The organism is Acetobacter sp. AN02, assembly GCF_029759835.1.
Taxonomy (GTDB): Bacteria; Pseudomonadota; Alphaproteobacteria; order Acetobacterales; family Acetobacteraceae; genus Acetobacter.
In genome coordinates this window covers 19,213-40,824 of sequence record NZ_JAJJND010000006.1, presented here as the reverse complement: position 1 = coordinate 40,824, position 21,612 = coordinate 19,213, and the positions used below count along the sequence as shown (strand labels likewise).

Genomic DNA, 21,612 nt, shown 5'->3' with positions numbered 1-21,612 from the left:
TGTCAGCCGCCCCACAGACGAAGGAATTTTTCCGGATTGCTCCAGAGGGCCTCTCCTCCGACCGCAATGAAGTCCGAACACGCCTGAAGCTCTTTCAGAAGACCGGCAGAATCATCAGGATTGAAATCCGGGAGTTCAGCAACCCCCGGAAGTTCGGCAACAGAACGCCACCAGGCCAGCATGGCCTTATCCGCGCTGAAAGATATGTAATCCGCTCCGTCCTCTCCGGCGGTCATGGCGTCGTCGCGCCCGTCAGCACAAAAAGCGCCAAGCTGCAGATTATCCCCGGCAGCACGACGGGCGGCAGCTACCTCGGATGCAGGGACATGCACACCATCACAGCCGCAGGAGCGGGCGAGGGCAGGGGGCCCTTCAAGAATCAGGGCCACATCATGAGCCTGAATCTTCGGACAGAGCAGGGAGATAATCTCCCTCTGAGCGGCCTCATCCCCCTCAGGTCTCAGCCGTAAGGCCGACGGACGAAGCAGGGAAAGGGTCCGCTCAAGAACAGGTAGGAAAGACCTGACATCGGACACAACCGGCGTGACGAGATAAAGTTCGCAGGGATCGGCTGTGCCAGACGCAGTATCGTTCATCAGAAAATCAGGCTCAGCCTTTGAAAATCGTGGTGATTTCCTCAAGCAGCTGCAGAGCCTCGGCCTTCGGACGCTGGAAGACATTACGGCCGATGATGGAGCCGAAGCCGCCACCCTCGTTGATGCCGCGGATCATACCCAGCAGACCGTCGGTTCCCGTCGTCTCTCCGCCGGAGAAAATCACGATCCGGCGGCCGTTGAAGCAGGACTGAACAACGTGACGAATCCGGGCAGGAAGCGTGGAGACGTCGATCTTCTGCTCCTCATAGACCTTCTTTGCGGCCGGAAGGGACAGAACCTCGGTCGGCGGCTTCACCTTGATGATATGGGCGCCCGTCAGAGCAGCCATATGCGCGGCATAGGCGCAGATATCGATCGCCGTCTCGCCGGCCTTATCCAGAAGCGGACCACGCGGATAGCTCCACAGGATCACGACCAGACCAGCCGCCTTGGCTTCCTCAGCCAGCTGACGCAGCTCTTCCATCTGATCAAAGCAGTATTCAGCGCCGGGATAGATCGTAAAGCCGATACCCGAGCAGCCCAGGCGAAGCGCATCCGCCACCGTTCCCGTAACAGCCTGGTCCTTCTCGGTTGCAAGGCTGTTGGAGCTGTTACATTTGAGAATCAGCGGAATCTGACCGGCAAACGTACCGGCACCGGCTTCCAGCATCCCGAGAGGCGCGGCATACCCGCTCAGACCGGCCTCAATCGCAAGCTCAAAGTGGTAGTGCGGATCGTAACCGGCAGGGTTGGCCGCAAAAGAGCGGGCCGGGCCATGCTCAAAGCCCTGATCCACCGGCAGGATGACCAGCTTACCCGTGCCGCCCAGCTTGCCGGCATTCAGGAAGCGGACGAGATTGGCTTTCGTGCCGGGATTGTCGCTCTCGTAATAGGAGAGGATTTCTTTGACCCGGGGCGTAAGAGACATGACTGTGATCCTTCGGCATGACATCCGGACAGGTCCGGACAACTCAGGCAATCCGTCACAGATACCGTTCTTCGAGGGTGCGAACAAGCATGAGCGGTTCAGAAGACAGCAAAGAAAAGCGCATTGCATCAGGTCTGCCGGGCAGAATCCGTGCTCCTGCCCGCTCCGCAATGCAGAACAGGGAGCGCCTCTGTTCCGGGTTGCCTGAAAAAATCAGCCTCTGCTGCCCGGCATGAAGAGCCTCAAGCGTATAACCCGCTGAATCCCCGCAATCCAGAATATCTTCCCCGACACCGGCACCCGCACGGGAAACAAGCGCCCGCCAGGCCGCCACGCCGATAAAGGAAGCTGCAGCTTCAGGAGAAAGAATTGTCACACCAATGTTATGCCGGTGCGAAAAAAGACCGGCAGCAAGGATTTCGGCCACAGACCGGCATTCCACATAAAGAGGAACACTTTCTTCAGAGAATCCGTTGAAAATAGACATGGCAGTCCGTGAAGTCAGGCTTGACGTTAAGAGCGGCAGAAGGGATTCCTGAAACGGAAGATAACAGGATCGGAAGCGGGCAGAGAGTGTCGGATAAAGAGCACGAAACCGTAGCGGGGTCTCCGGTGCCGGATACGGACGCCGGAGTATTGCCGGACAACTGGCCGGACGCCGTGGGAAGGCTGTCATCCGCGCTCGACCGTATTGCATTTGCGCTTGAACGGAAATGGCAGGAAACTCAGGTTCCTGCTGAGCCCGCTGCCCCGCAGGCAGAAGCTCCGTCGGCTCCGGGTCCGGATCTGCAGGAAATCGCGGCACAGCTCGATACCCTGATCGCCAGAATCGGAGACATCGTCGCACGCGCGCGGTCCCAGGATGAAGGATAAGAACGTGGCGCAGGTGTCTGTCCGTATCAACGGCTATGTCTACACGATCGGCTGTGAGGCCGGAGAGGAACGTCACCTCCAGTCTATGGCGCACGAGGTCGAAAAGCGCGTCACCAAAGTCCGCGCCCTTGGCTTCAGCGGAGAAGCCCGCGTTCTGGTCCTGGCCGCCCTGCTGATGGCGGACGAGATTTCCGACATGCAGGCGGATATGTTCTCCGTCACCACAACGGAAGCGCTGGCATCGGGAGAGAGGGCCATCAGGGAGAACGCCCTGTGGAAAGAACAGCTGGAAATTCTCGCTGATCGTGCCGAAACCATTGCAGACGCCCTTGAGCGCTACTAGATTAGTCATGCGGGGCTGCCCGGCTCGTCAGGCGAATTCATCCCCTGGGCCGATAAGCACTTCCTCGGGAGCTGGCTCTGATGTGATCCTGGTCATGTTACCTGGCGCCCACCTGCACTCGCAGGTCCTGGAGGTTGTAAAGACCAACGGTCAGGGTGGCTCCGTCTCTTTCCCATGACAGACATACGCGCGGAAAAATCCACGCTTCGTCGCTGCTGGCGGGAAAAAAGATTAGCCGGATCGGATCCGGCAGCCCTTGCCGGGCTTGAAGAGGCACTTCTCTCCCATATCCTCCGATCAGGCGCGCAGACCATCGCCTCCCTCTGGCCGCTTCCGGGAGAGCCTGATCTCCGTGCCCTGAACCGCAGTCTTCATGAGGCAGGCCGGAACGTCCTGCTGCCCGAAACGCCTCCTCGCGGCGAAGCGCTTGAGTTCCGGCTCTGGGCGCCACAGGCCAGGATGATCGAAGGTCGTTTCGGAACATTCCATCCGGATGGCCCGGTGATGTCTCCGGATTTAATCCTGGTGCCAATGCTGGCCTTCGACAGAAAGGGGCACAGACTCGGATATGGCGGCGGGTATTACGATCGCACTCTGACGGCCTTTCCGAACGCCATTCTCGTGGGATTTGCCTTCTCCTTCCAGGAAGCGAAGGCCCTCCCGGTCGAACCCTGGGATATTCCGCTCCCGCTCATCATTACGGAGCGGGGAGCGCTGCATACTTCGGGAGCATGAACGCGGCCGGTGTTTCATTCTTGCCGGTCTGAACGTAAAACCATACGCAGTAACAGGGCGCCATTCGCCTGAAACACGGTGACGGCCTCCCGGCTGTCCGGAAAAGGAGACCGGAGTGAGGCTGCTGTTTCTCGGAGATATCGTCGGTCGAAGCGGCCGTGATGCCGTCACGACCCGCCTTCCTGAACTGCGTGAAAAACTCAGGCTCGATTTCGTGGTGGTCAACGCGGAAAATGCAAGCCACGGCTTCGGCCTGTCTCCGGGGATCGCACGGGATCTTATGGCAGCAGGGACGGACGTCATCACGCTCGGCAATCATGCCTGGGACCGTCGGGACCTGATCGGAGAGATCGGAGGACTTGAACGTGTGATCCGCCCGCTGAATTTCCCGCCTGGAACTCCGGGCCAGGGCAGCGTGATCGTCAGCCTGGCGGACGGGCGGAAGGTTCTGGTGGCCAATGTTATGGGCCGCGTGTTCATGGACCCGATGGATGATCCGTTCCGCCTGACGCAGGAACTCATATCCCGCCATCGCCTGGGCGTGACGATTCAGGCCGCCATCATCGATGTTCATGCCGAAGCCACCAGCGAGAAAAGCTCGCTTGCCAGCGTCCTGGACGGAACCGTGTCGCTCGTGGTCGGCACTCACACCCACACCCCGACAGCCGATCACCGTATCCTGCCCGGAGGAACGGCCTATCAGACCGACGCCGGAATGTGCGGAGATTACGACAGCATTATCGGCATGCAGAAACCGGCAGCGATCTCCCGCTTCGTCCGGAAAATGCCCGGAGAGAGACTGCAGCCCGCAGAGGGAGAGGCAACCGTCTCCGGCCTGATGGTCGAGACAGATGACAGCACCGGCCTTGCCCGGAAAGTCGCCCCCCTGCGGCTGGGCGGGCTTCTTTCCCAGACAATGCCGGATTTCTGAGGTCTATCCCTCGATCTGGGAGAAATCCGCAATCAGCCGCGTCATCCGGACGAACTGAAACAGCAGGTTCAGACGATTGCGGCGGACCGCATCATCAGCATCATTGACCGTAACACGCTCAAAAAACGCATCCAGAAGCGGACGAAGAGCCGCAGCCTCCCTCATCGCATCGGAAAAACGTTCCTCCGCAATAGCCACCTCAACCGCTCCGGCTGTGCTGCCCAGCATATGCGCCAGAGCCCGTTCCTCATCCTGCCTGTAGAGGGACTCGTCCGGTGTGCCCTCATGCGGACCATCCTTTTTGTCTTCGATCCGCAGGATATTGGACGCACGGCGCGTGGCAGCCAGCAGGCTGCTGCCATCCGGCGTGGCCAGCATATCCGTCAGAGCCTGCGTGCGGGCAAGAAGACGCGTGATATCCGTGTCGCTGTTTCCTGATGAGATCGCGGCAAGCACGTCATACCGCGCGCCCTCGCCACGAAGCTGCACGCGCAGACGCTCGGCAATGAAGCCGGGCAGCAGATCGATATCCGCCGCATCGCGCAGATTTTCCGGCAGAGCTTCCGAAGCCTGAACGAACAGCTTCACCATATCCAGCCTCAGGCTATTCTCACGAATAAGACGGATCACGCCCAAAGCCGCCCGCCGCAGTGCATAGGGGTCTCCCGAGCCGCCCGGCTTCTCTCCGGCCGCAAAGAACGCAACCAGCGTATCGATCCTGTCCGCAAGGCCAAGCGCAACAGACACCGGCGCGGAAGGCACCCGGTCCGCCGGTCCGCGCGGCAGATAATGTTCTCCGACAGCCGCGGCAACCGCATCGCTCTCACCGTCATGGCGCGCATAATATCCGCCCATAACACCCTGAAGCTCGGGAAACTCCCCGACCATACCGGTCGAAAGATCAGCCTTGCTCAGCAGGGCAGCCCGCTCTGCATCCCCGGCAGAAGCCCTGACCTGCGGCGCCAGAATCCCGGCAAGACGCACGATACGGCGGACACGCTCGCCCTGGCTGCCAAGAGCCGCATGGAACGTCACGTTATCCAGCGCGGCAACACGGGAAGAAAGAGGCTGCCTGCGATCCAGATCCCAGAAATGCCGGGCATCCGAAAAACGCGCGCGCAGCACGCGCTCGTTCCCCGCAATCACCAGTGCACCACCGTCTGCAGGCTCGATATTCGCAATAAAGCCAAACCGCGGAGCAGCAGACCCGTCGCTTTTCCGCAGGGCGAAGTAACGCTGGTTGATCCGCATGGAAACCTGCATCACCTCGGCTGGCAGATCCATAAAGCTGTCATCGATCCTGCCCAGGAACGGCACAGGCCATTCCGTCAGACCCGAAACCTCATCGGCAAGACCGGCATCCGGAACGATGCTCAGCCCCTCCGCAGAGGCAAGACGCTCCAGCCCGGCCTCAATGATCCCGCGACGCTCAGAGGCATCACCCAGAACACGGGCCTTCCTCAGGGCTTCGATCCAGTCCTGCGTGCCGGATACGGAAATCGCCTCCGCAGCCCCCTGGAAGCGGTGCCCTTCAGTCAGATGACCGCTTTGCAGATCGTGACCATTATCCTCACCCTCCGCCAGAGTGAACGGAACGACCCTGCCGTCCAGCAGACAGACGATCCGGCGCAGAGGGCGCACCCAGGTCATCGCACTGCCACGGCCCCAGCGCATCGATTTCGGCCAGGGAAAACTGCGGATCAGACCCGGCAGAACGGCTGCTATATGCTCCGGAGCCGAAAGGGCAGGGATCTCACGGTTCAGAACCCAGAACCCGTTCTCCAGGACCAGCATGTCCTTCGTCGCGCCATGTTTGCGCAGAAAACCGGCCAGAGCCTGCTCAGGCGCGCTCTCACGCGGTCCGCGCTCGGATACGACACTGGCCGCAACCTGCTCATCCACTTTCAGGCTGGCTGCAATACGCCGCGGCCCAGTAAATGCGCGCGCATCAGACGGGCTGAGCGGAGCCAGAGCCTTGTCCAGAAGGCGAAGCAGCGTCTCTCCGGCACCGGCCTGCATCCCGGCAGGAATTTCCTCGGAAAAAAGCTCAAGAAAAAATTCAGCCATCGGATCAGCCCTCCTCACCGGCAAGCCAGGTCTCGCAGCACGCCTTCGCCAGCGTCCGGACACGGCCGATATAGGACGCCCGCTCACTCACGCTGATCACGCCGCGCGCATCGAGAAGATTGAACAGATGACTGGCCTTCAGACACTGATCATAAGCAGGCTGGGCCACACCGGCCTCCGCAAGCCGCAGGGATTCCTTCTCGCAGTCGGCAAAATGCCGGAACAGCATGTCCGTATCGGCAAGCGCGAAATTATGCCGCGAATAATCCCGCTCGGCCCGATGGAAAACATCACCATAGGTCAGGCCGGTCCCGTTAAAGTCGAGATCATAGACATTCTCGACGCCCTGCACATACATCGCAAGACGCTCAAGACCATAGGTCAGCTCGGTGGACGGAACCGATACGGGAATCCCGCCAACCTGCTGGAAATAGGTGAACTGCGTGACTTCCATACCGTCACACCAGACCTCCCAGCCCAGCCCCCAGGCACCGATCGTCGGGTTCTCCCAGTCATCTTCCACAAAGCGGATATCGTGCAGTTCCGGATCAATCCCGATAGCGCGATAGGACTCCAGAAGCAGCGCCTGACTTTCCTCAGGCGTCGGCTTGAGCAGAACCTGATACTGGTAATAATGCTGAAGACGATTGGGATTTTCGCCATAACGCCCGTCAGAGGGACGGCGGCACGGCTGGACATAGGCCGCCTTCCAGGGCGTATCACCCAGAGCCCGCAGCGACGTATGCGGGGACAGCGTGCCCGCACCGACCTCAATGTCATAAGGCTGAAGGATGGCGCAGCCCTGTTCTGACCAGAAACGGTGAAGGGTCAGGATCAGATCCTGAAAGGAGAGTTTCCGGTCAGGAGAGCGATCAGACACCGGCTTCATCGTCAGACAGGCTCCGTACATATTAAAACCGCCCTCACGATGCGGGCGGAAAAGACGCTCTCCCTATACAGGGAGACAGCGCGGACGGGAATGCCCGCGCTGTCACGTAAAACCCGAATTCAGGCCCGAACTCAGGGAAGAATGCCGTTGGCCGGAGCAACCGGGGCAGGGGGAACATCCGCAATCGGCTGCAGAAGATCGGTCTCAATCGTCGTCGCCATCGCCTTCATCGGAAGGGCATGCGCGGTGTTGTCAAACGGGTTTTCAAGATCAGCACCGGTCTTATCAAGAACGATAAAAAGCAGACCGACCATGGACGAGCCGAGCGGCGTGATCCAGCCCAGCGTCTGAACCATCGAAAGCGGAAGAATGATGCAGAACATATTGGCCAGAAAACGCGGGATCACGGAATACTGAACCGGAAGAGGCGTCTTGCAGATACGCTCCAGCCCGCCCTGCGCATTGGCAAGATCGGAAAGAATCCGGTCGATCTGCCCGTGTACGGCACCGTCAATGTTCTTCTTCGCAACCTCAGCAGAGACGCCAAGGCCGATCTGATACAGAATACCGTTCGGCCGGTTGACCCAGCTGCTGATCCGCTCGTTCATTTCGGGCGGCAGAAGGCGATTGACGTCCGCCGAACCATCCACCTTCCCCAGAGCCGTACGCAGCGCATGCGGATACGCCGCCATCGCACGTGCAAGATCAGGACGATCCCACAGAAGCGTTCCTGCCTGACGGCCGAAAGAGCGGGTGTTGTTCACAACAGCGCCCCACAGCGTACGGGCCTCCCACCATCGGCCATATGCGGAGTTATTCCGCACGCCCATCATGAGCGCCACGGCAGAGCCGATAATGGAAACAGGCAGGGCAGGCTGCTCCATCCACTCCTGGTGAAACACCTGATACAGGATGACGACAAGAAGATCCCAGGCAAACAGCAGCAGAAGGATCGGGGCGCTTTCCCCCATAATAATTCTGAGGCCGGCTTTTTTATCGACGATCATACTGGTCCGGTCTCCGGTCCGTGGATTTCAGTCAGCGTCAGGTCGGGATAGCGCGAACCCTGAGAAGATCGCAACAGCACGGATACAGGAAAGTTTCTCTGAGTATTTCGTTATATTTCAGAGAGATGAATTCTCAGAAACTCCCGACGAAGCGCTCCGGTAAAGGCCAGAGATGATCACCGGAAATATGCAGATCAAACCGGTAAAGCTCTCCGGCCCGTAACAGCGAACTCGCGATGACTTTATCAGTCCACTCCCTCAGAAGCGGATCGCGCGCCTCAAGAGAACCGCCCTCCTGAACGGGAAGCCCGCTCATTGAACGCAGCATCCCCTCCCAGTCCCGGTCCGGCATCCGCTGATGCTGCCCGGCCTCCTGATAGGCCCATGGCTGCACACGTGTGCGCGCCAGCCGCTCCAGCCCGCTGTCCAGATCAGCATAACGCAGATGAAACAGACGAAGATCATCAAACGACGGCACGGCATCGATGCAGTGAAATCCCGGTGCCCACCGGACGGGCCGCCGGATCAGAACCGGCTTGCACATCGAACTGGTGAACCGCAGAAACCGCCTCTGAAGACTGACAGGCCGCCCCCAGTCAATCGGCAGCTCTGAATCCGGATTGTGGATCACGTCAAAACCGGCAGCCGTGCTGACACTCCCCGGTTCCATCGCGCGGGCATAGCTGATCAGATCAGGAAAACGCAGGGGATCAGCGACGAGAAGCTCATCAACGTCAACATAGATCACTGCGTCATACCACTGCAGCAGGGAGCCGCAGAATTCAGACAGAAAATCAGTGCGGCGAGTGTCATCCTGGGGTGAGCGCGGAATCCGAACACGGTTCATTCCCCCCAGCAGCCAGGTGCTGCCATCCGTCGAGCCGTGGTCAACCACATAGCACTGAGCCTCACCCGCCTGGCGTCCGTAATGACGGCGCCACACAGGCAGAAACTCCGGCTCGTTATAAACCATCGTGACAACAGCGAGGGGTTTTTTCATCCGGATGCTCCTGACCCCGAAAAGACACGAGGAAATCCTGAAACGGCGGTTACAACGACAGCTCGGGTCTGTCGAGACCTGCAGGAGTAAGGATTTTCGGGAAAACCCGACCGGATGGTAGCGGCGGACGGATTTGAACCGCCGACCAAGGGATTATGATTCCCCTGCTCTACCGCTGAGCTACGCCGCCATCGGTCGGGTGGCGCTGAGTTATCCTCCGTACGCCGTCAAGTCAAGCACGTTACGAAGAAAATCACGCCTCAGCCCTGCCGGATATCCTTTCTGAAGGAGGAGGCGAGGGCGGAATGATGACGGCCATACTGCCGGTAAAGCAGTGCTCCGGTAACGAAATAAACCACAAGCAGAACCATCGGCGTGTAATTGCCGGTCAGGAAATCCCGGATCACGTCAATCACAAGTGGCGCGGCCATGATCACACAGAACAGGATCCCCAGAACCGGAACGATTCCGATCCAGACCCGGCCGATACGCAGCCCGCCCAGTGGCACCAGAAACCGGCGCGGCGCATCAGGACGCGTATTGCGGTCCCAGATCACCGTAAAACACACGACGGCAAAGGCAGAAGCCGTACCGATGCTGACAAGATCCCCGATGATATCAATCGGGAGAAGCGCGGTCGCCGTCGCAACCAGACCGCCAAGCAGAATCGCGCCAAGCCAGGGCGTCTGGTGCCGGGGATGCAGGGTGCAGAAGACCGACGGGATCAGACCATCACGGCCCATCGTGAAGAAAATCCGGCTCTGGGCATAAAGCAGTCCGAACAGAACCGAACACAGCCCGATCACGGCACCAAGCTTGACGATCAGCGTCAGCCAGGGCTGCCCGATCGCGTCCACGGCAAGAGCCAGAGGATCGGCAACATCCAGATTCCGCCACGGCACCACGCCGATAAGAACGGCAGCCACACACATATAGATGGCCGTACAGACCAGCAGGGAAAGGATAATTCCCAGAGGCACGTCGCGCCGCGGGTTGCGCGCCTCGGAAGACGCCGTCGAAACCGCCTCAAACCCCACATAGGCAAAGAACACCAGAGAAGCCGCACGGAAAATTCCGCTCAGACCGTAACGGAAAGCCCCCTCTGAAGGCGGAATGAACGGATGGAAATAGGCCGGATGAATGGCCTTCAGACCCAGCAGGACAAAAACCAGCAGAACACCGACCTTGAGGATCACAACAGCCGTATTGACCCGCGCTGATTCCTGAACACCCCGCACGAGAAAAAACGTCACGAACAGAATCGAAAACGCCCCGACCACATCCAGCCGCCAGCCGAAATCAGCCTCCATGCCAGAGGAGGTGAAGGTGGAATGAATCGTCGTATGGGACAGAGCCGCCGGAATCCCGATCCCGAAATCCTTCAGAAGACTGACAGCATATCCGGAAAACCCCGAGGCCACGCCCGCGCAGGATATTCCGTATTCCAAAAGCAGCAGCCAGCCCGTCCACCAGGCCCAGCGCTCCCCCAGGGAAACATAGGCATAGCTGTAGGCGGAACCCGAAACCGGCATGGAGGAAGACAGCTCACCATAGGACAGAGCCGTAAACAGACAGGCCAGACCCGCGATGAGAAAAGACAGAAGAATCGACGGCCCGGCATAATTCGCCGCTGCCGCACCGGTCATGACATAGATGCCCGCACCTACGGTCGATCCCACTCCAAGCATCGTGAGCTGGACAGGCCCGAGCGTCCTCCTGAGGCCGGAGCCTTCGTTTTCCCGCTCGATCTGTTCGATCGATTTACGCAGGGAGGAGTTATATTTCGATACCGGAACGCTCATGAAGACGACAGGCTTCCATGCTGTAAGCTGTTACGAGAAAAAAACGATAGGTCAGCCCGCCAGGTGGAGCAACATCAGAGAACCGCCGCCGAACAGAATGCAATAAAATCCGAACGGTGTAAGCGCCCAGCTGTCATGTTCCCTGAACCAGCGCATCAGGACGAAGGTGCTGACAAGACCGGTAATACCGGCCACAACGGCCCCGATCATCGCCATATGCATTACGCCCGGCTCAGGCGGCGTATGCCGCAGCTTCAGAGCCTCGCGGACCGTGGCCGCGATGATGACAGGCTCCGCCATCAGAAACGAGAAACGCGCCGCAACGTCATGCGGCAGGCCCCGCAGAAGCCCGCCCGCAATCGTGGCGCCTGAACGCGAAATTCCCGGAAAAAACGCCAGACACTGGCAAAGACCGATCACAACCGCATCCCGCGCCGTCAGAGAGGCCACCGGCCTGTGTGTATCGGCAAACCGCCGCCTGTTCCGTTCCCGCAGACGCTCGACACCGATCAGCATCAGCCCGTTGACGACAAGAAATGCCGCTGCCGCCTGAGGCGCGCCGAAAAGCTGCTTCAGAAGATGCTCGAACACCCCGCCGATGATCACCGCAGGAATGGTCGCAATGATCAGAAGAAACAGAATACGGAAGCTCTCAACCCGCCGCTGCCCCGTATCGATCCCGAGAACCCCGCGAAAAATCGCCAGCCAGTCCTTCCAGAAAAATGCCAGAAGCGCGATCGAGGTGCCAAGATGCAGCATCACCAGAAGCGGCAGGAACATCTCGTCCCTAGTGCTGAAAGACCAGTGCAGAAGGGCAGGGAGAACAACGCCGTGACCAAGACTGCTTACAGGAAACAGCTCGGTCATGCCCTGCAAGATGGCGATAAGAATGACCTGCATCAGTGTCATGGAAAAATGCACATCCCGATTAAACGTCGGGCATCCGACGCAAGCGTAAAAATAAAAGCCCAGACTAGCCTGTCAGGCGCACGGGCGAAACCCGGCATCTGCACGAAACCATCTCTGTTCCCCTCAGAACCTCTGATGTGCTAGGCTTGAACCATATTTCAAAGGAAGGCGACTGAACCGCATGATCCGGAAAAGGGACTACGGCGCAATCATATGCAGCTCGTTCGTGCTGGCCTGCGCCGTCGCCTTCGGCCTCTATGCCCGGAGCACGCAGATCACGCCAGGCGCGGATCACACGCGCCTGTCCGCCCGCTTTCTGTCTGCCAACGGCCTGAACAGCGGGGCCGACGTGGATATTGCAGGTGTGAAGGTGGGCCGCGTCTCGACCATCCGGCTTGATCCGGCAACAGGTTTTGCCTATGTCGCCTTCGATATCGATTCCCGGCTGAAGCTTCCTGAAGACAGCCTGCTCACCATAGGAAGCGCCACATTATCAGGCGAGAACGCACTGATGATTCAGCCCGGCCATTCTGAAAAAACCGTCTCCTCAGGGGCAGAGATGACAAACACCCAGGAACCGGTCAGCCTCGAGCAGCAGATCGGCAACTACATCTTCGGATCAGGCGGTCTCGGAACAAACTGAACGAAGGTTCAGTCGTTCAGGGGATAGGACCGCATCAGCCGCTTCTGGTTCTGCCACAGCTTCACGCCATGCCACACACCGGTCGGCTTCCAGCCCCGCCGCCGGTTCTCGGCCCCGATGACAAACGCCTCGTAATAATGCCGGAACTGCGTGATCCAGGCCTCACGCAGCGTCGTGCGTGCATCCCAGATATGGGTCGCCTCAGCACCGACTCCGTTGATCTCGATAATCTCAAACTCCTCCCCGCGACGCAGCGTCTCCGGCGAGCGGAATTTCAGATCGATTCTGCCAAAATAGAACTCGGGAAAATCCTGCATGATGCTGTCGATACGTGCCGCCAGCTCCGGCGTAATATCGGCCTCACCATTCACGAACACTGCTCCCTTGCAGTGATTTCCGGTGAACACCAGAGGAACGACCTCTCCCTTTGCCGGAACGGTCTCCAGCCGGTCCCCGAGCCGCGGCTCATACAGACGGGTCAGAAGCCCCGTTCGGGGATCGGCATGCAGCAGTTCCCGCACGGAAGAGCGGCCATCCCCGGTCAGGGAGGGGATCAGCTTGATCGTCAGGGACGAAATCTCTCCGCGCGGCTTCTGGGGATGCCGGATATAGAAAACACCGGCCTCATGTTCGTAGGGAATCAGCCGCTGCAGCACGAGATCCACGTCACGGGGGAATGAAGCCAGCACCTCATCCAGCCCGCCATCAGCCTGAACCAGACGCACACCGGTGCCGTTGCAGCCGATATCGGGCTTGACCACGACAGGAAAGGACAGTCCGGCCTCTGCCATCGCAGCCCGCGCACGAGTTCCGTCCTGCCGGCCGGTACGCATCACAGTCCAGGGCGCGATCCACTGGCGCGCAACCTGGCCGGCCTGAGCAAGAATGTCGCTCTTGCTTTCCCCGCAAAGCCCGCCGGTCGGAATATGGGGATTGGCAATCGTCGGCAGACTCATATCCCGGAAACGGAATCCGAGAAGAATCCACCAGACCACGATCGGCGTATAGAACGCCCATCCCGGCCAGAATTCGAAAAATGAGACAGTCCTGGACGTGCCGTCAGCAGCATTACCGTCCGTAACAGCTGAATCCCGTATCATGTCTTACCCGCCCGGCCGGATTTCTTTCTCTGCCGGGCAACAATATGTCCGATCAGGATGGTTGCGATAATCATACCTGCCACCCCGACCCAGCGCCAAGTGCCAAGCCAGGACTCAAGATAATGACCGGCCCGCAGCGAGACCTCGAACAGAACGGTCGTCCATATCAGGGTGGCGATAATAACGGCAGTGATGAAAATACCAAAATTCGCGCCGAAATATCCGCATGTCGTATAAAGCGGAAGCCGCGATCCGGGAATGAAACGGCTGATAAACACCACCCGGAACAGTTTCCATCCCTCCCAGCCCGGAGTGTCCTCCTCATCAGGCAGCCAGCGCCGGAAAAATACAAACCGCGTCGCAAGCATGCCAAGACCATAAAGCCCGGCATCGCCGGAAATGATCCCGAACCAAAGCGCCGCAAGGCTGATCATCCAGTCCGCATGACCGTCCGCAACCGCCAGGGCTGTCGCGACAGTCGCCCCGTCCTCCAGAAGATAGGTGGCTGCGATGATGACCGGCACCTGCCACAGAGTCGGCAGCTTCTCCACATCTGTAAAGGAAAGATGAATCGTCACGCCTCCGGCCTCTTCCGCGGAAATGACCGCAGAGCCACCATTATGACAGAATTTCTGCACAGAAGCATATCCCGTGACATATTTTCCGGCTCTCTTGCTGCCGCATACCGGCTGCGCCATAAAAGGCACCCACAGCCCGGCAGGTCAGCAAATACCGCCGCGATACAGGTAAGGATGCGATCGTGACGATAATTCCAGTGCGGTCGGGGCTGTCCCGCCGCGGTCTCCTGCGCGCGCTGCCGCCTCTCGCGGCCGCAGTCACGATACCCGCCGGAAAATCCCTTGCCGCCGGAAGCTACGCAACATTCCTGGACGGTGTCCGCCGCGACGCGGAGGCAAAGGGAATCCCGTCCGACATCATCAGCCGCGCACTGGCGCTGACACGGGTGCCGAACCCGAAAGTCATAAAGCTGGACCGGCACCAGCCGGAATTCACCCTGACATGGGCTCAGTACCGGGAAAAGGTGCTGACACAGGAGAAAGTCGCAGCCGGCAAGGCAGCCGTCGCACAGAACCGGAAAACCTTCGAAGAGGTTTCCGCCCATTACAGCGTGGATATGCCGCCGCTCTCGGGAATATGGGGCCTCGAATCATATTACGGCCGTATCACCGGCAACTTCCACATCATCGATGCCCTCGCCACACTCGCCTATGAAGGCCGCCGCGCCTCCTTCTTCCGCAGCGAACTGATGAAAGCCCTGAAAATTCTCGGGGACGGAGACATCACACCGGAAGCCATGAAAGGAAGCTACGCCGGTGCAATGGGCCAGCCGCAGTTCATGCCCTCCGCCTATCTCACCTACGCCCAGAGCTTCCCCGCAGGAGGCCCGCGCAATATCTGGACCAGCATCCCCGATATCCTGGCCTCCATTGCCAACTACCTCGCAAAATGCGGATGGCGCAGCGGCGAACCCTGGGGGCAGCCGGTGCAGATGCCGGACTCGCTCACACAGAGCCAGATCGGACGGCAGAATACCCGCACGCTCGACGCCTGGATGCAGGCCGGAGTGCGGCGGGAGGACGGCAGCAGGTTCTCCAGAGGCGATGTCAGCGGCGCCATCGTGCGCCCGGACGGAGAGGGCGGGGAAGCCTTCATGGTCTATCACAACTTCAACGTGATCCGCCGGTACAACCCGTCGGATTATTATGCACTCGGCGTCGGCCTGATGGGCAACATGACAACATGATCCCGCGCATCCGTGCGAGATACGCAGGCCTCGCAGGTCTGCTGGCAATGACGGCCTGCCACCACCGTGCAGAACAGCTTCCTGACGCCACACCGCATTACGTCGTCGGAGCAGCATGGCAGGCAGGCGGCGTCTGGACCTACCCGCACGAGGATTTTGCCTGGCAGGGCACGGGAATCGCCGTCACGGATTCCGGTCGTAGCGGCGCACGCCGCACGGTCGACGGCGAACCCTATAACGCAGACAGCATGACCGGAGCCCATCCCTGGCTGCAGCTGCCCGCCATTGTCCAGGTCCGCAATCTCGATAACGGCAGAGTGGTGAGAATCCGCCTGAATGACCGCGGCCCCGATCAGCGCGGACGCATCCTGTCCGTCACGCCGCGCGTGGCCTCGCTCCTCGGAATGGGAGCGGCCCCCGCACGGGTGGAAATAACGGAAGACGTCCAGGTCTCGCGAACCCTTGCGGAAACGCTGCCCGGCGGACCTCTTCTCCCCCTGACCGCGGCTCCGGTCGAGGCGGTGCAGGCCGTCTCGCTCGACGCACCGTCCGCCACGCTGACGGCAACGGTCACGCACGCCGCACCCGAATCCCCCGCAACCCTGCCGGATCTCCCGGCAACATGGTCGCAGGGATACGCAACCGGCGGACTGCTCTGGATCGAGCTCGGACGCTTCACAGGCCGCCAGTACGCCGACATGATGGCCCGGCAGGCCGGAGGCACCGTAACGGAAGCCGGAACACAGGGTACAGGTCGCTGGATTGCACAGACCGGACCTTTTAATAGTATTGCAGAAGCAGATGCCGCTCTGGACCTTGCCCTGAGGGAAGGGGTAACCGGAGCGCGGATCGTCGTCAGATAGGATATGCCGTGCAGACCCGTCGCCTTTTCCTTGCCGGAAGCGCTTTTTCCGTAGTCACCGCGCAGGAGCTGCTGGCCGCTCCGCATCACCGCCACGCTCCCGCCCGCGCCGGTAAGAAACCGGCCGCCGCAGGGAATGACGCGGCACCCGTCGCCGGAACCCCGGCCACATCTCCCCTCGGGCCGGTGGATACCGTCGCCCGCTGGGCCTTCATCGTCGATTTCACCAGCGGAACCGTGCTGCTGGAAAAAGCGGCAGACGATCATATGCCGCCGTCTTCCCTGACGAAGATGATGACGGCCTACGTCGTCTTCGCGATGCTGCGCGCCGGTCGCATCCGCCTAGACCAGAGCTTCCCGGTCAGCGAGCGCGCCTGGCAGATGCAGGGCTCGAAAATGTTCGTGCCGCTTGGCGGAATGGTGTCCGTAGAGGAACTGATCCAGGGCATGCTGATCCAGTCCGGAAACGATGCCTGTATCGTTCTGGCAGAAGGCATTGCCGGATCGGAGGAGCAGTTCGTCAATCTGATGAACGACACCGCCGGCAAGCTGGGCATGGCAAACACGCACTATATGAACTCAACCGGCTGGCCCTCGGACAATCACTACATGTCAGCCCGGGATACGGCGACGATCGCCGTTCATCTGATCCGTGATTTCCCTGAATACTACCACTATTTTTCGGAAACAGAGTTCAAATACAACAAGATTTCCCAGGGCAACCGCAACGTGCTCGTGGACAAGGGGCTCGCGGACGGCCTCAAGACCGGACACACCGATGCAGGCGGGTATGGCCTGTGCGCCTCCTCCCTGCGTAACGGTCGCCGGGTCGTCATGGCCATCAACGGCATGGCGTCATCAAACGAACGCGCCCATGAGGGTGAACGCCTGATGGCCTGGGCCTTCGCAAACTTCGAAAGCGTACCGCTTCTGAAAAAAGGCCAGGTGCTGGAACAGGTTCCGGTATGGAACGGCACCGCCCGGACCGTCCCCGGAACCCCCGCACAGGACCTGACCCTCACGCTGCCCCGCGGCTGGCAGTCAAAAGTCCATTTCAGCGTCGATTATAACCAGCCCGTGCCCGCACCCGTCGCCGCAGGCCAGGCCGTGGGACAGATCACGATCGCTCTCGACGGCGGGCAGAATATCCCCGTGCCGCTCGTGGCCGGAAATGCCGTGCCGAAACTCGGCTTCGGCGGGCGAATCGGACGCAGACTGGGCCTCGGCGGACATTGACCCGCCGTCACGGTCTGTTCGTCACGCTCGAAGGCGGGGAGGGGGTAGGGAAATCAACTCAGCTCCCGCTGATCGCGGATGCCCTGCGTGACCAGGGACACGAGGTCGTCACAACCCGGGAGCCCGGCGGCTCCCCCGGGGCTGAAGCCCTCCGTCAGCTCCTGCTCTTCGGGGAGGCGGAACTCTCTGTCCGCGCGGAAGTCATGGCGCATTTCGCCGCACGCACGGATCACGTGGACCGCGTGATCAGGCCCGCTCTGGAAGCCGGAAAAATCGTCCTGTGTGACCGCTTTTCGGATTCCACAATGGCCTATCAGGGCTACGGACGCGCCGCCGGGAATCCGGAGCTTGTCGGGCTGATCGCAAGACTGACGGAACTCGTCGCCATCCGTCCGGATCTCACGCTGCTTTTTACGGCAGACCCGGCCATCACGCAGGAGCGGCTTACCGCCCGCGCCGCCCGGGCAGATCGCTACGAACAGGCAGATCACATGTTCCACCAGCGCGTGCGCGACGGGTTCAGAACCATCGCCGCCTCAGACCCGGACCGCTTCCACGAAATCTGCACTGACGACCGCGATATCCCCGCCGTCACAAAAGCCGCGACAGCAGTCGTGAATGCACGGCTGAAGAAAGCGGCCTGAACCGATGGATACGCCACAGGACGCCTCCCTCCGCCTCCGGGGACACGAGGAAGCCCTGACCGCGTTCCGCCACGCCTTCGAGGCAGGTCGCCTCCATCATGCGTGGCTGCTTTGCGGTCCGGAGGGCACGGGCAAGGCCGCCCTGGCCTTCCGCATGGCCAGGATCGTCCTGAACGGAGAAAACGGAGAAAGCCCGGCAGGGCGCAGGATCACCGCAGGAACCCACGCAGACCTGCTCAGTATCTCCCGCGCCTGGGATGAGAAGAAAAACCGCCTGCGTCCGGAAATCGTCGCCGACGAGATCCGGCCGGTCGCGTCCTTCCTCCACAGAACCGCAGCGGAAGGCGGATGGCGCGTCGTCATCATAGACAGCGCGGACACAATGAACCGCAACGCCGCCAACGCCCTGCTGAAAGTCCTGGAAGAACCGCCGCCGGACGCACTCCTGATCCTGACAGCCTCCGCTCCGGGCAGGCTCCTGCCCACAATTCGCAGCCGCTGCAGGACACTGCCCCTCCGTCCTCTGGAAACCACGGATCTGCAGGCCGTGCTCGCCCGTGCCATGCCCGAAGCCTCCGCCGATGACATCACGCACGCGGCAGATCAGGCCGGAGGCTCCGCCGGTCGCGGGATCACCCTCCTGTCCGGAGAGTTCAGGACCGCAACGGCCCTGGCGGAAGAAGCCATGAACGGGGTTTCAGTTGCCCGCGCCATTGAAATTGCCGATAAAACAGGGCGCGACGAAAATGCAGCCATGCTGTTCCTCAGCCGGCTCACCGCCCTCGTCGCGGAGCGTGCCCGCACCGGCGCGCTGGCCCGCCATCCGTCCGCAGACCGAAGTGCCCGGCTGTGGGAAAACCTGCGCCGCCTGACAGCAGAGACCGAACGCTTCAGTCTCGACCGCCAGGAAGCCCTTATCGAAGCCATAAACCTCGTGAGATCGTCATGACCCGCCGTTTCTACGTCACAACTCCCATCTATTACGTCAACGGCGCCCCGCATATCGGTCATGCCTACACCTCCGTCGCCGCCGACATCGTCGCCCGTTTCCGCCGCCTCGCCGGAGATGACGTCTTCTTCCTGACCGGCACGGACGAACACGGTCAGAAAGTCGAACAGGCTGCCGCCACCGCCGGAGAAACTCCCCAGGCCTTCACCGATAGCATCGCCGCGGATTTCCGTGCGATGGCGGACACGATGCAGATCTCCTACAACGACTTCATCCGCACGACCGAACCGCGCCACATCGCAGGCGCTCAGGCCCTGTGGGAAAAAGTCGCGGAAAGCGGAGATATCTATTCCGGCCATTACGAAGGCTGGTACGCCCTGCGGGACGAGGCGTTCTACGGAGAAGACGAACTCACCACCCGTCCGGACGGAACAAAGGTCGCCCCGACCGGAGCCCCCGTCGAATGGGTCAGGGAACCGTCCTATTTCTTCCGCCTCTCGAAATATCAGGACCGCCTGCTGGAGCTGTACGAGACACAGCCCGACTTCATCGGACCGCACGGAAGCCGGAACGAAATCGTCTCCTTCGTCAGACAGGGCCTGAGAGACCTCTCCATCAGCCGCACCAGCTTCCGATGGGGGGTCCCCGTACCGGGTGACGAGGCCCACGTCATGTATGTCTGGTTCGACGCGCTCTCGAACTACCTGACGGCCCTCGGATATCCCGATACCTCCGCACCCCGCATGGCCTGGTGGCCCGCAGACCTCCACCTCGTGGGCAAGGACATCGCCCGCTTCCACACCGTCTACTGGCCCGCCTTCCTCATGGCCGCCGGCATCCCGCTGCCCGGAAAGGTCTTCTCCAACGGCTGGTGGACCGTAGAGGGCGAGAAGATGAGCAAGTCGCTCGGAAACGTCATCGATCCGCGCGATCTGGTGAAGGAATTCGGCGTCGATCCCGTGCGCTTCTTCCTGATCCGGGAAGTCCCTTTCGGAGGAGACAGCGACCTCTCCCGGCGCTCCTTCATCCACCGGCTGAACACCGAACTCGCCAACGATCTGGGCAACCTCGCCCAGCGCACGCTCTCCCTGATCGCACGCAACTGCGGCGGCGTGCTGCCGGATGCGGGCCCGCACACCCCGGAAGATGAGCAGCTCCTCGCCCCGGCCAGCCTGCTGCCGTCCGTCATGGAAGGGCAGGTGGCCCGCTGCGCGCTGACCGATGCGCTGGAAGAAGTCTGGAAACTTATCCGCGCCTGTAACGCCTATATCGATCATCAGGCCCCGTGGGCGCTGAAAAAGACCGATCCGGACCGCATGGCCCACGTCCTGCGCGTCCTCGCGGATGCCCTGCGTATCATCGCAACGGTACTCCAGCCCTGGATGCCTGAAAGCATGGCAAAAATGCTCACGCAGCTCGGCACGGAAGAGCAGGAGCGCAGCTTCGCGGCTCTCGCCACACCTCTGCCCGGAGGCCGCAGCCTGCCCGCACCGCAGGGGATATTCCCGCGCTACACGGAAGAGGCGAAATGACAGGCCTGATCGACACACACTGCCATCTGGATCACTTCAGCGACGAAGAGCTGCCCGCGCTGCTCGACCGTGCGAAAAGTGCAGGCCTGTCCGGCATGGTCACGATCGGTACACGTCTCTCCAGACACGGGCAGCAGAAAGCCCTGACCCGCCGGAGCCGCACGGATATTACGATCTGGTGCGCCATCGGCACGCACCCCGATCACGTCTCGGAGGAAGAGTATCTGGATGCGGACGCCATCTCGGCCCTCGCAGAACCGGAAGAGGTGATCGCCATAGGGGAAAGCGGCCTGGATTATTTCCACGGCACGGAGGAAGTGCGCCCGCTCCAGCATAAATATTTCCGCGCCCATATTGCCGCTGCACGCAAAACCGGGCTGCCGCTGGTTATCCACTCACGCAGCGCCGATGAGGACATGGCCGCGATCCTGACACAGGAAACGGAGAAAAACGGAGCCTTCCCGTTCCTCCTGCACTGCTTCGCCTCAGGCCACGACCTCGCACGCACGGCGCTCGACCTCGGCGGATATCTCAGCTTCTCCGGCATCGCCACATTCCCCAAAGGCGAAACCATCAGAGACGTCGCACGCGACGCCCCGGCAGAGCGGATCTTCGTGGAAACCGATGCGCCCTATCTCGCGCCCGTCCCGCGCAGAGGGAAGCGTAACGAACCCTCCTTCGTCTCCTTCACCGCACAGACCGTCGCGGAACTGCGCGGCATGGAGCCCGCCGCTTTTGCGGAACTGACAACCAGCAATTTTCTCCGTCTTTTCAGTCAGGCCCGGCTGTGACAGGCGCCGC

23 protein-coding genes, 1 tRNA gene and 1 other RNA gene are annotated in these 21,612 nt (G+C 60.8%); 13 read left to right on the top strand and 12 right to left on the bottom strand.

Annotated features, from left to right (window positions below; translation table 11 throughout):
* Nucleotides 1-2: 2 nt before the first annotated feature.
* The 3 genes from LOC54_RS01480 to LOC54_RS01470 are packed head-to-tail and all read right to left on the bottom strand — an operon-like array spanning nt 3 to nt 1,900.
* Nucleotides 3-596: a thiamine phosphate synthase gene (locus LOC54_RS01480; RefSeq protein WP_279312045.1), complete on the bottom strand. Its 594-nt coding sequence runs from the start codon at nt 594-596 to the stop codon at nt 3-5.
* Between the two features lie 13 nt (nt 597-609).
* The gene (locus LOC54_RS01475; RefSeq protein WP_279312044.1) at nt 610-1,524 is read right to left on the bottom strand and encodes a class I fructose-bisphosphate aldolase; all 915 of its coding nucleotides are present in this window, start codon (nt 1,522-1,524) and stop codon (nt 610-612) included.
* Between the two features lie 55 nt (nt 1,525-1,579).
* Nucleotides 1,580-1,900 (bottom strand): hypothetical protein, encoded by a 321-nt coding sequence (locus LOC54_RS01470; RefSeq protein WP_279312043.1) that lies wholly within the window; start codon nt 1,898-1,900, stop codon nt 1,580-1,582.
* Nucleotides 1,901-2,097: 197 nt separating this feature from the next.
* Here LOC54_RS01470 and LOC54_RS01465 point away from each other — a divergent pair, with 197 nt between their 5' ends.
* The 5 genes from LOC54_RS01465 to LOC54_RS01445 all read left to right on the top strand — a co-directional run bounded on the left by LOC54_RS01465 (nt 2,098) and on the right by LOC54_RS01445 (nt 4,406).
* A complete protein-coding gene (locus LOC54_RS01465; RefSeq protein ID WP_279312042.1) occupies nt 2,098-2,397 on the top strand; it encodes a hypothetical protein in 300 nt (99 codons plus the stop codon).
* Between the two features lie 4 nt (nt 2,398-2,401).
* Complete coding sequence (locus LOC54_RS01460; RefSeq protein ID WP_279312041.1) at nt 2,402-2,740, top strand: cell division protein ZapA; 339 nt, start codon at nt 2,402-2,404, stop codon at nt 2,738-2,740.
* A 9-nt stretch (nt 2,741-2,749) separates the two neighbouring features.
* A non-coding RNA gene (gene ssrS, locus LOC54_RS01455) (6S RNA) lies at nt 2,750-2,906 on the top strand.
* Between the two features lie 8 nt (nt 2,907-2,914).
* Nucleotides 2,915-3,475, top strand: a complete 561-nt coding sequence (locus LOC54_RS01450; protein ID WP_279312040.1) for a 5-formyltetrahydrofolate cyclo-ligase — start codon at nt 2,915-2,917, stop codon at nt 3,473-3,475.
* Nucleotides 3,476-3,590: 115 nt separating this feature from the next.
* A complete protein-coding gene (locus tag LOC54_RS01445) occupies nt 3,591-4,406 on the top strand; it encodes a TIGR00282 family metallophosphoesterase (protein ID WP_279312039.1) in 816 nt (271 codons plus the stop codon).
* A 3-nt stretch (nt 4,407-4,409) separates the two neighbouring features.
* Here the strand turns inward: LOC54_RS01445 and glyS are convergent, their stop codons facing one another.
* The 7 genes from glyS to LOC54_RS01410 form a co-directional block, all read right to left on the bottom strand.
* Nucleotides 4,410-6,473, bottom strand: a complete 2,064-nt coding sequence (glyS, locus tag LOC54_RS01440; RefSeq protein WP_279312038.1) for a glycine--tRNA ligase subunit beta — start codon at nt 6,471-6,473, stop codon at nt 4,410-4,412.
* A gap of 4 nt (nt 6,474-6,477) precedes the next feature.
* Entirely contained in the window at nt 6,478-7,383 is a 906-nt protein-coding gene (locus LOC54_RS01435) for a glycine--tRNA ligase subunit alpha (RefSeq protein ID WP_408740268.1), read from the bottom strand.
* 110 nt (nt 7,384-7,493) lie between these two features.
* Nucleotides 7,494-8,369, bottom strand: coding sequence for a bestrophin family protein (locus LOC54_RS01430; RefSeq protein WP_279312036.1), 876 nt, complete (start codon nt 8,367-8,369; stop codon nt 7,494-7,496).
* Nucleotides 8,370-8,502: 133 nt separating this feature from the next.
* Nucleotides 8,503-9,369: a glycosyltransferase family 2 protein gene (locus LOC54_RS01425; protein WP_279312035.1), complete on the bottom strand. Its 867-nt coding sequence runs from the start codon at nt 9,367-9,369 to the stop codon at nt 8,503-8,505.
* Between the two features lie 115 nt (nt 9,370-9,484).
* A tRNA-Met gene (locus LOC54_RS01420) sits at nt 9,485-9,559 on the bottom strand.
* A gap of 70 nt (nt 9,560-9,629) precedes the next feature.
* Entirely contained in the window at nt 9,630-11,171 is a 1,542-nt protein-coding gene (locus tag LOC54_RS01415; RefSeq protein WP_279312034.1) for an amino acid permease, read from the bottom strand.
* 51 nt (nt 11,172-11,222) lie between these two features.
* Nucleotides 11,223-12,080: an undecaprenyl-diphosphate phosphatase gene (locus tag LOC54_RS01410; RefSeq protein ID WP_279312033.1), complete on the bottom strand. Its 858-nt coding sequence runs from the start codon at nt 12,078-12,080 to the stop codon at nt 11,223-11,225.
* A 181-nt stretch (nt 12,081-12,261) separates the two neighbouring features.
* Between LOC54_RS01410 and LOC54_RS01405 the strand changes: the two genes are divergently transcribed.
* Complete coding sequence (locus LOC54_RS01405; protein ID WP_279312032.1) at nt 12,262-12,723, top strand: MlaD family protein; 462 nt, start codon at nt 12,262-12,264, stop codon at nt 12,721-12,723.
* An 8-nt stretch (nt 12,724-12,731) separates the two neighbouring features.
* On the opposite strand, the gene LOC54_RS01400 is transcribed toward LOC54_RS01405, so the two are convergent.
* Both LOC54_RS01400 and LOC54_RS01395 read right to left on the bottom strand, forming a co-directional pair.
* Nucleotides 12,732-13,823: a D-alanine--D-alanine ligase gene (locus LOC54_RS01400; RefSeq protein ID WP_279312031.1), complete on the bottom strand. Its 1,092-nt coding sequence runs from the start codon at nt 13,821-13,823 to the stop codon at nt 12,732-12,734.
* Nucleotides 13,820-14,461: a DedA family protein gene (locus LOC54_RS01395; RefSeq protein WP_279312030.1), complete on the bottom strand. Its 642-nt coding sequence runs from the start codon at nt 14,459-14,461 to the stop codon at nt 13,820-13,822. The genes LOC54_RS01400 and LOC54_RS01395 overlap by 4 nt, the downstream gene beginning before the upstream one ends.
* 128 nt (nt 14,462-14,589) lie before the next feature.
* Between LOC54_RS01395 and LOC54_RS01390 the strand changes: the two genes are divergently transcribed.
* Genes LOC54_RS01390 through LOC54_RS01360 form a run of 7 tightly spaced genes read left to right on the top strand, consistent with a single transcriptional unit; the run spans nt 14,590 to nt 21,602 of the window.
* Nucleotides 14,590-15,588: a lytic transglycosylase domain-containing protein gene (locus tag LOC54_RS01390; protein WP_408740271.1), complete on the top strand. Its 999-nt coding sequence runs from the start codon at nt 14,590-14,592 to the stop codon at nt 15,586-15,588.
* Nucleotides 15,585-16,451, top strand: a complete 867-nt coding sequence (locus tag LOC54_RS01385) for an RlpA-like double-psi beta-barrel domain-containing protein (RefSeq protein ID WP_279312029.1) — start codon at nt 15,585-15,587, stop codon at nt 16,449-16,451. The genes LOC54_RS01390 and LOC54_RS01385 overlap by 4 nt, the downstream gene beginning before the upstream one ends.
* Nucleotides 16,452-16,459: 8 nt before the next feature.
* A complete protein-coding gene (locus LOC54_RS01380; RefSeq protein ID WP_408740267.1) occupies nt 16,460-17,686 on the top strand; it encodes a D-alanyl-D-alanine carboxypeptidase family protein in 1,227 nt (408 codons plus the stop codon).
* Entirely contained in the window at nt 17,683-18,330 is a 648-nt protein-coding gene (gene tmk / locus LOC54_RS01375) for a dTMP kinase (RefSeq protein ID WP_279312028.1), read from the top strand. The genes LOC54_RS01380 and tmk overlap by 4 nt, the downstream gene beginning before the upstream one ends.
* A gap of 4 nt (nt 18,331-18,334) precedes the next feature.
* The gene (locus tag LOC54_RS01370) at nt 18,335-19,279 is read left to right on the top strand and encodes a DNA polymerase III subunit delta' (RefSeq protein ID WP_279312027.1); all 945 of its coding nucleotides are present in this window, start codon (nt 18,335-18,337) and stop codon (nt 19,277-19,279) included.
* A complete protein-coding gene (metG, locus tag LOC54_RS01365) occupies nt 19,276-20,811 on the top strand; it encodes a methionine--tRNA ligase (protein ID WP_279312026.1) in 1,536 nt (511 codons plus the stop codon). Before LOC54_RS01370 ends, metG begins: the two co-directional genes overlap by 4 nt.
* Complete coding sequence (locus LOC54_RS01360; RefSeq protein WP_279312025.1) at nt 20,808-21,602, top strand: TatD family hydrolase; 795 nt, start codon at nt 20,808-20,810, stop codon at nt 21,600-21,602. Before metG ends, LOC54_RS01360 begins: the two co-directional genes overlap by 4 nt.
* Nucleotides 21,603-21,612: the final 10 nt, after the last annotated feature.

Coding starts and splice junctions, on each gene's coding strand:
- LOC54_RS01480 (WP_279312045.1), bottom strand. CDS start 596: ATGAACGATACTGCGTCTGGCACAGCCGATCCCTGCGAACTTTATCTC.
- LOC54_RS01475 (WP_279312044.1), bottom strand. CDS start 1,524: ATGTCTCTTACGCCCCGGGTCAAAGAAATCCTCTCCTATTACGAGAGC.
- LOC54_RS01450 (WP_279312040.1), top strand. CDS start 2,915: ATGACAGACATACGCGCGGAAAAATCCACGCTTCGTCGCTGCTGGCGG.
- glyS (WP_279312038.1), bottom strand. CDS start 6,473: ATGGCTGAATTTTTTCTTGAGCTTTTTTCCGAGGAAATTCCTGCCGGG.
- LOC54_RS01435 (WP_408740268.1), bottom strand. CDS start 7,383: ATGTACGGAGCCTGTCTGACGATGAAGCCGGTGTCTGATCGCTCTCCT.
- LOC54_RS01430 (WP_279312036.1), bottom strand. CDS start 8,369: ATGATCGTCGATAAAAAAGCCGGCCTCAGAATTATTATGGGGGAAAGC.
- LOC54_RS01425 (WP_279312035.1), bottom strand. CDS start 9,369: ATGAAAAAACCCCTCGCTGTTGTCACGATGGTTTATAACGAGCCGGAG.
- LOC54_RS01415 (WP_279312034.1), bottom strand. CDS start 11,171: ATGAGCGTTCCGGTATCGAAATATAACTCCTCCCTGCGTAAATCGATC.
- LOC54_RS01410 (WP_279312033.1), bottom strand. CDS start 12,080: ATGACACTGATGCAGGTCATTCTTATCGCCATCTTGCAGGGCATGACC.
- LOC54_RS01405 (WP_279312032.1), top strand. CDS start 12,262: ATGATCCGGAAAAGGGACTACGGCGCAATCATATGCAGCTCGTTCGTG.
- LOC54_RS01400 (WP_279312031.1), bottom strand. CDS start 13,823: ATGATACGGGATTCAGCTGTTACGGACGGTAATGCTGCTGACGGCACG.
- LOC54_RS01385 (WP_279312029.1), top strand. CDS start 15,585: ATGATCCCGCGCATCCGTGCGAGATACGCAGGCCTCGCAGGTCTGCTG.
- LOC54_RS01370 (WP_279312027.1), top strand. CDS start 18,335: ATGGATACGCCACAGGACGCCTCCCTCCGCCTCCGGGGACACGAGGAA.
- metG (WP_279312026.1), top strand. CDS start 19,276: ATGACCCGCCGTTTCTACGTCACAACTCCCATCTATTACGTCAACGGC.
- LOC54_RS01360 (WP_279312025.1), top strand. CDS start 20,808: ATGACAGGCCTGATCGACACACACTGCCATCTGGATCACTTCAGCGAC.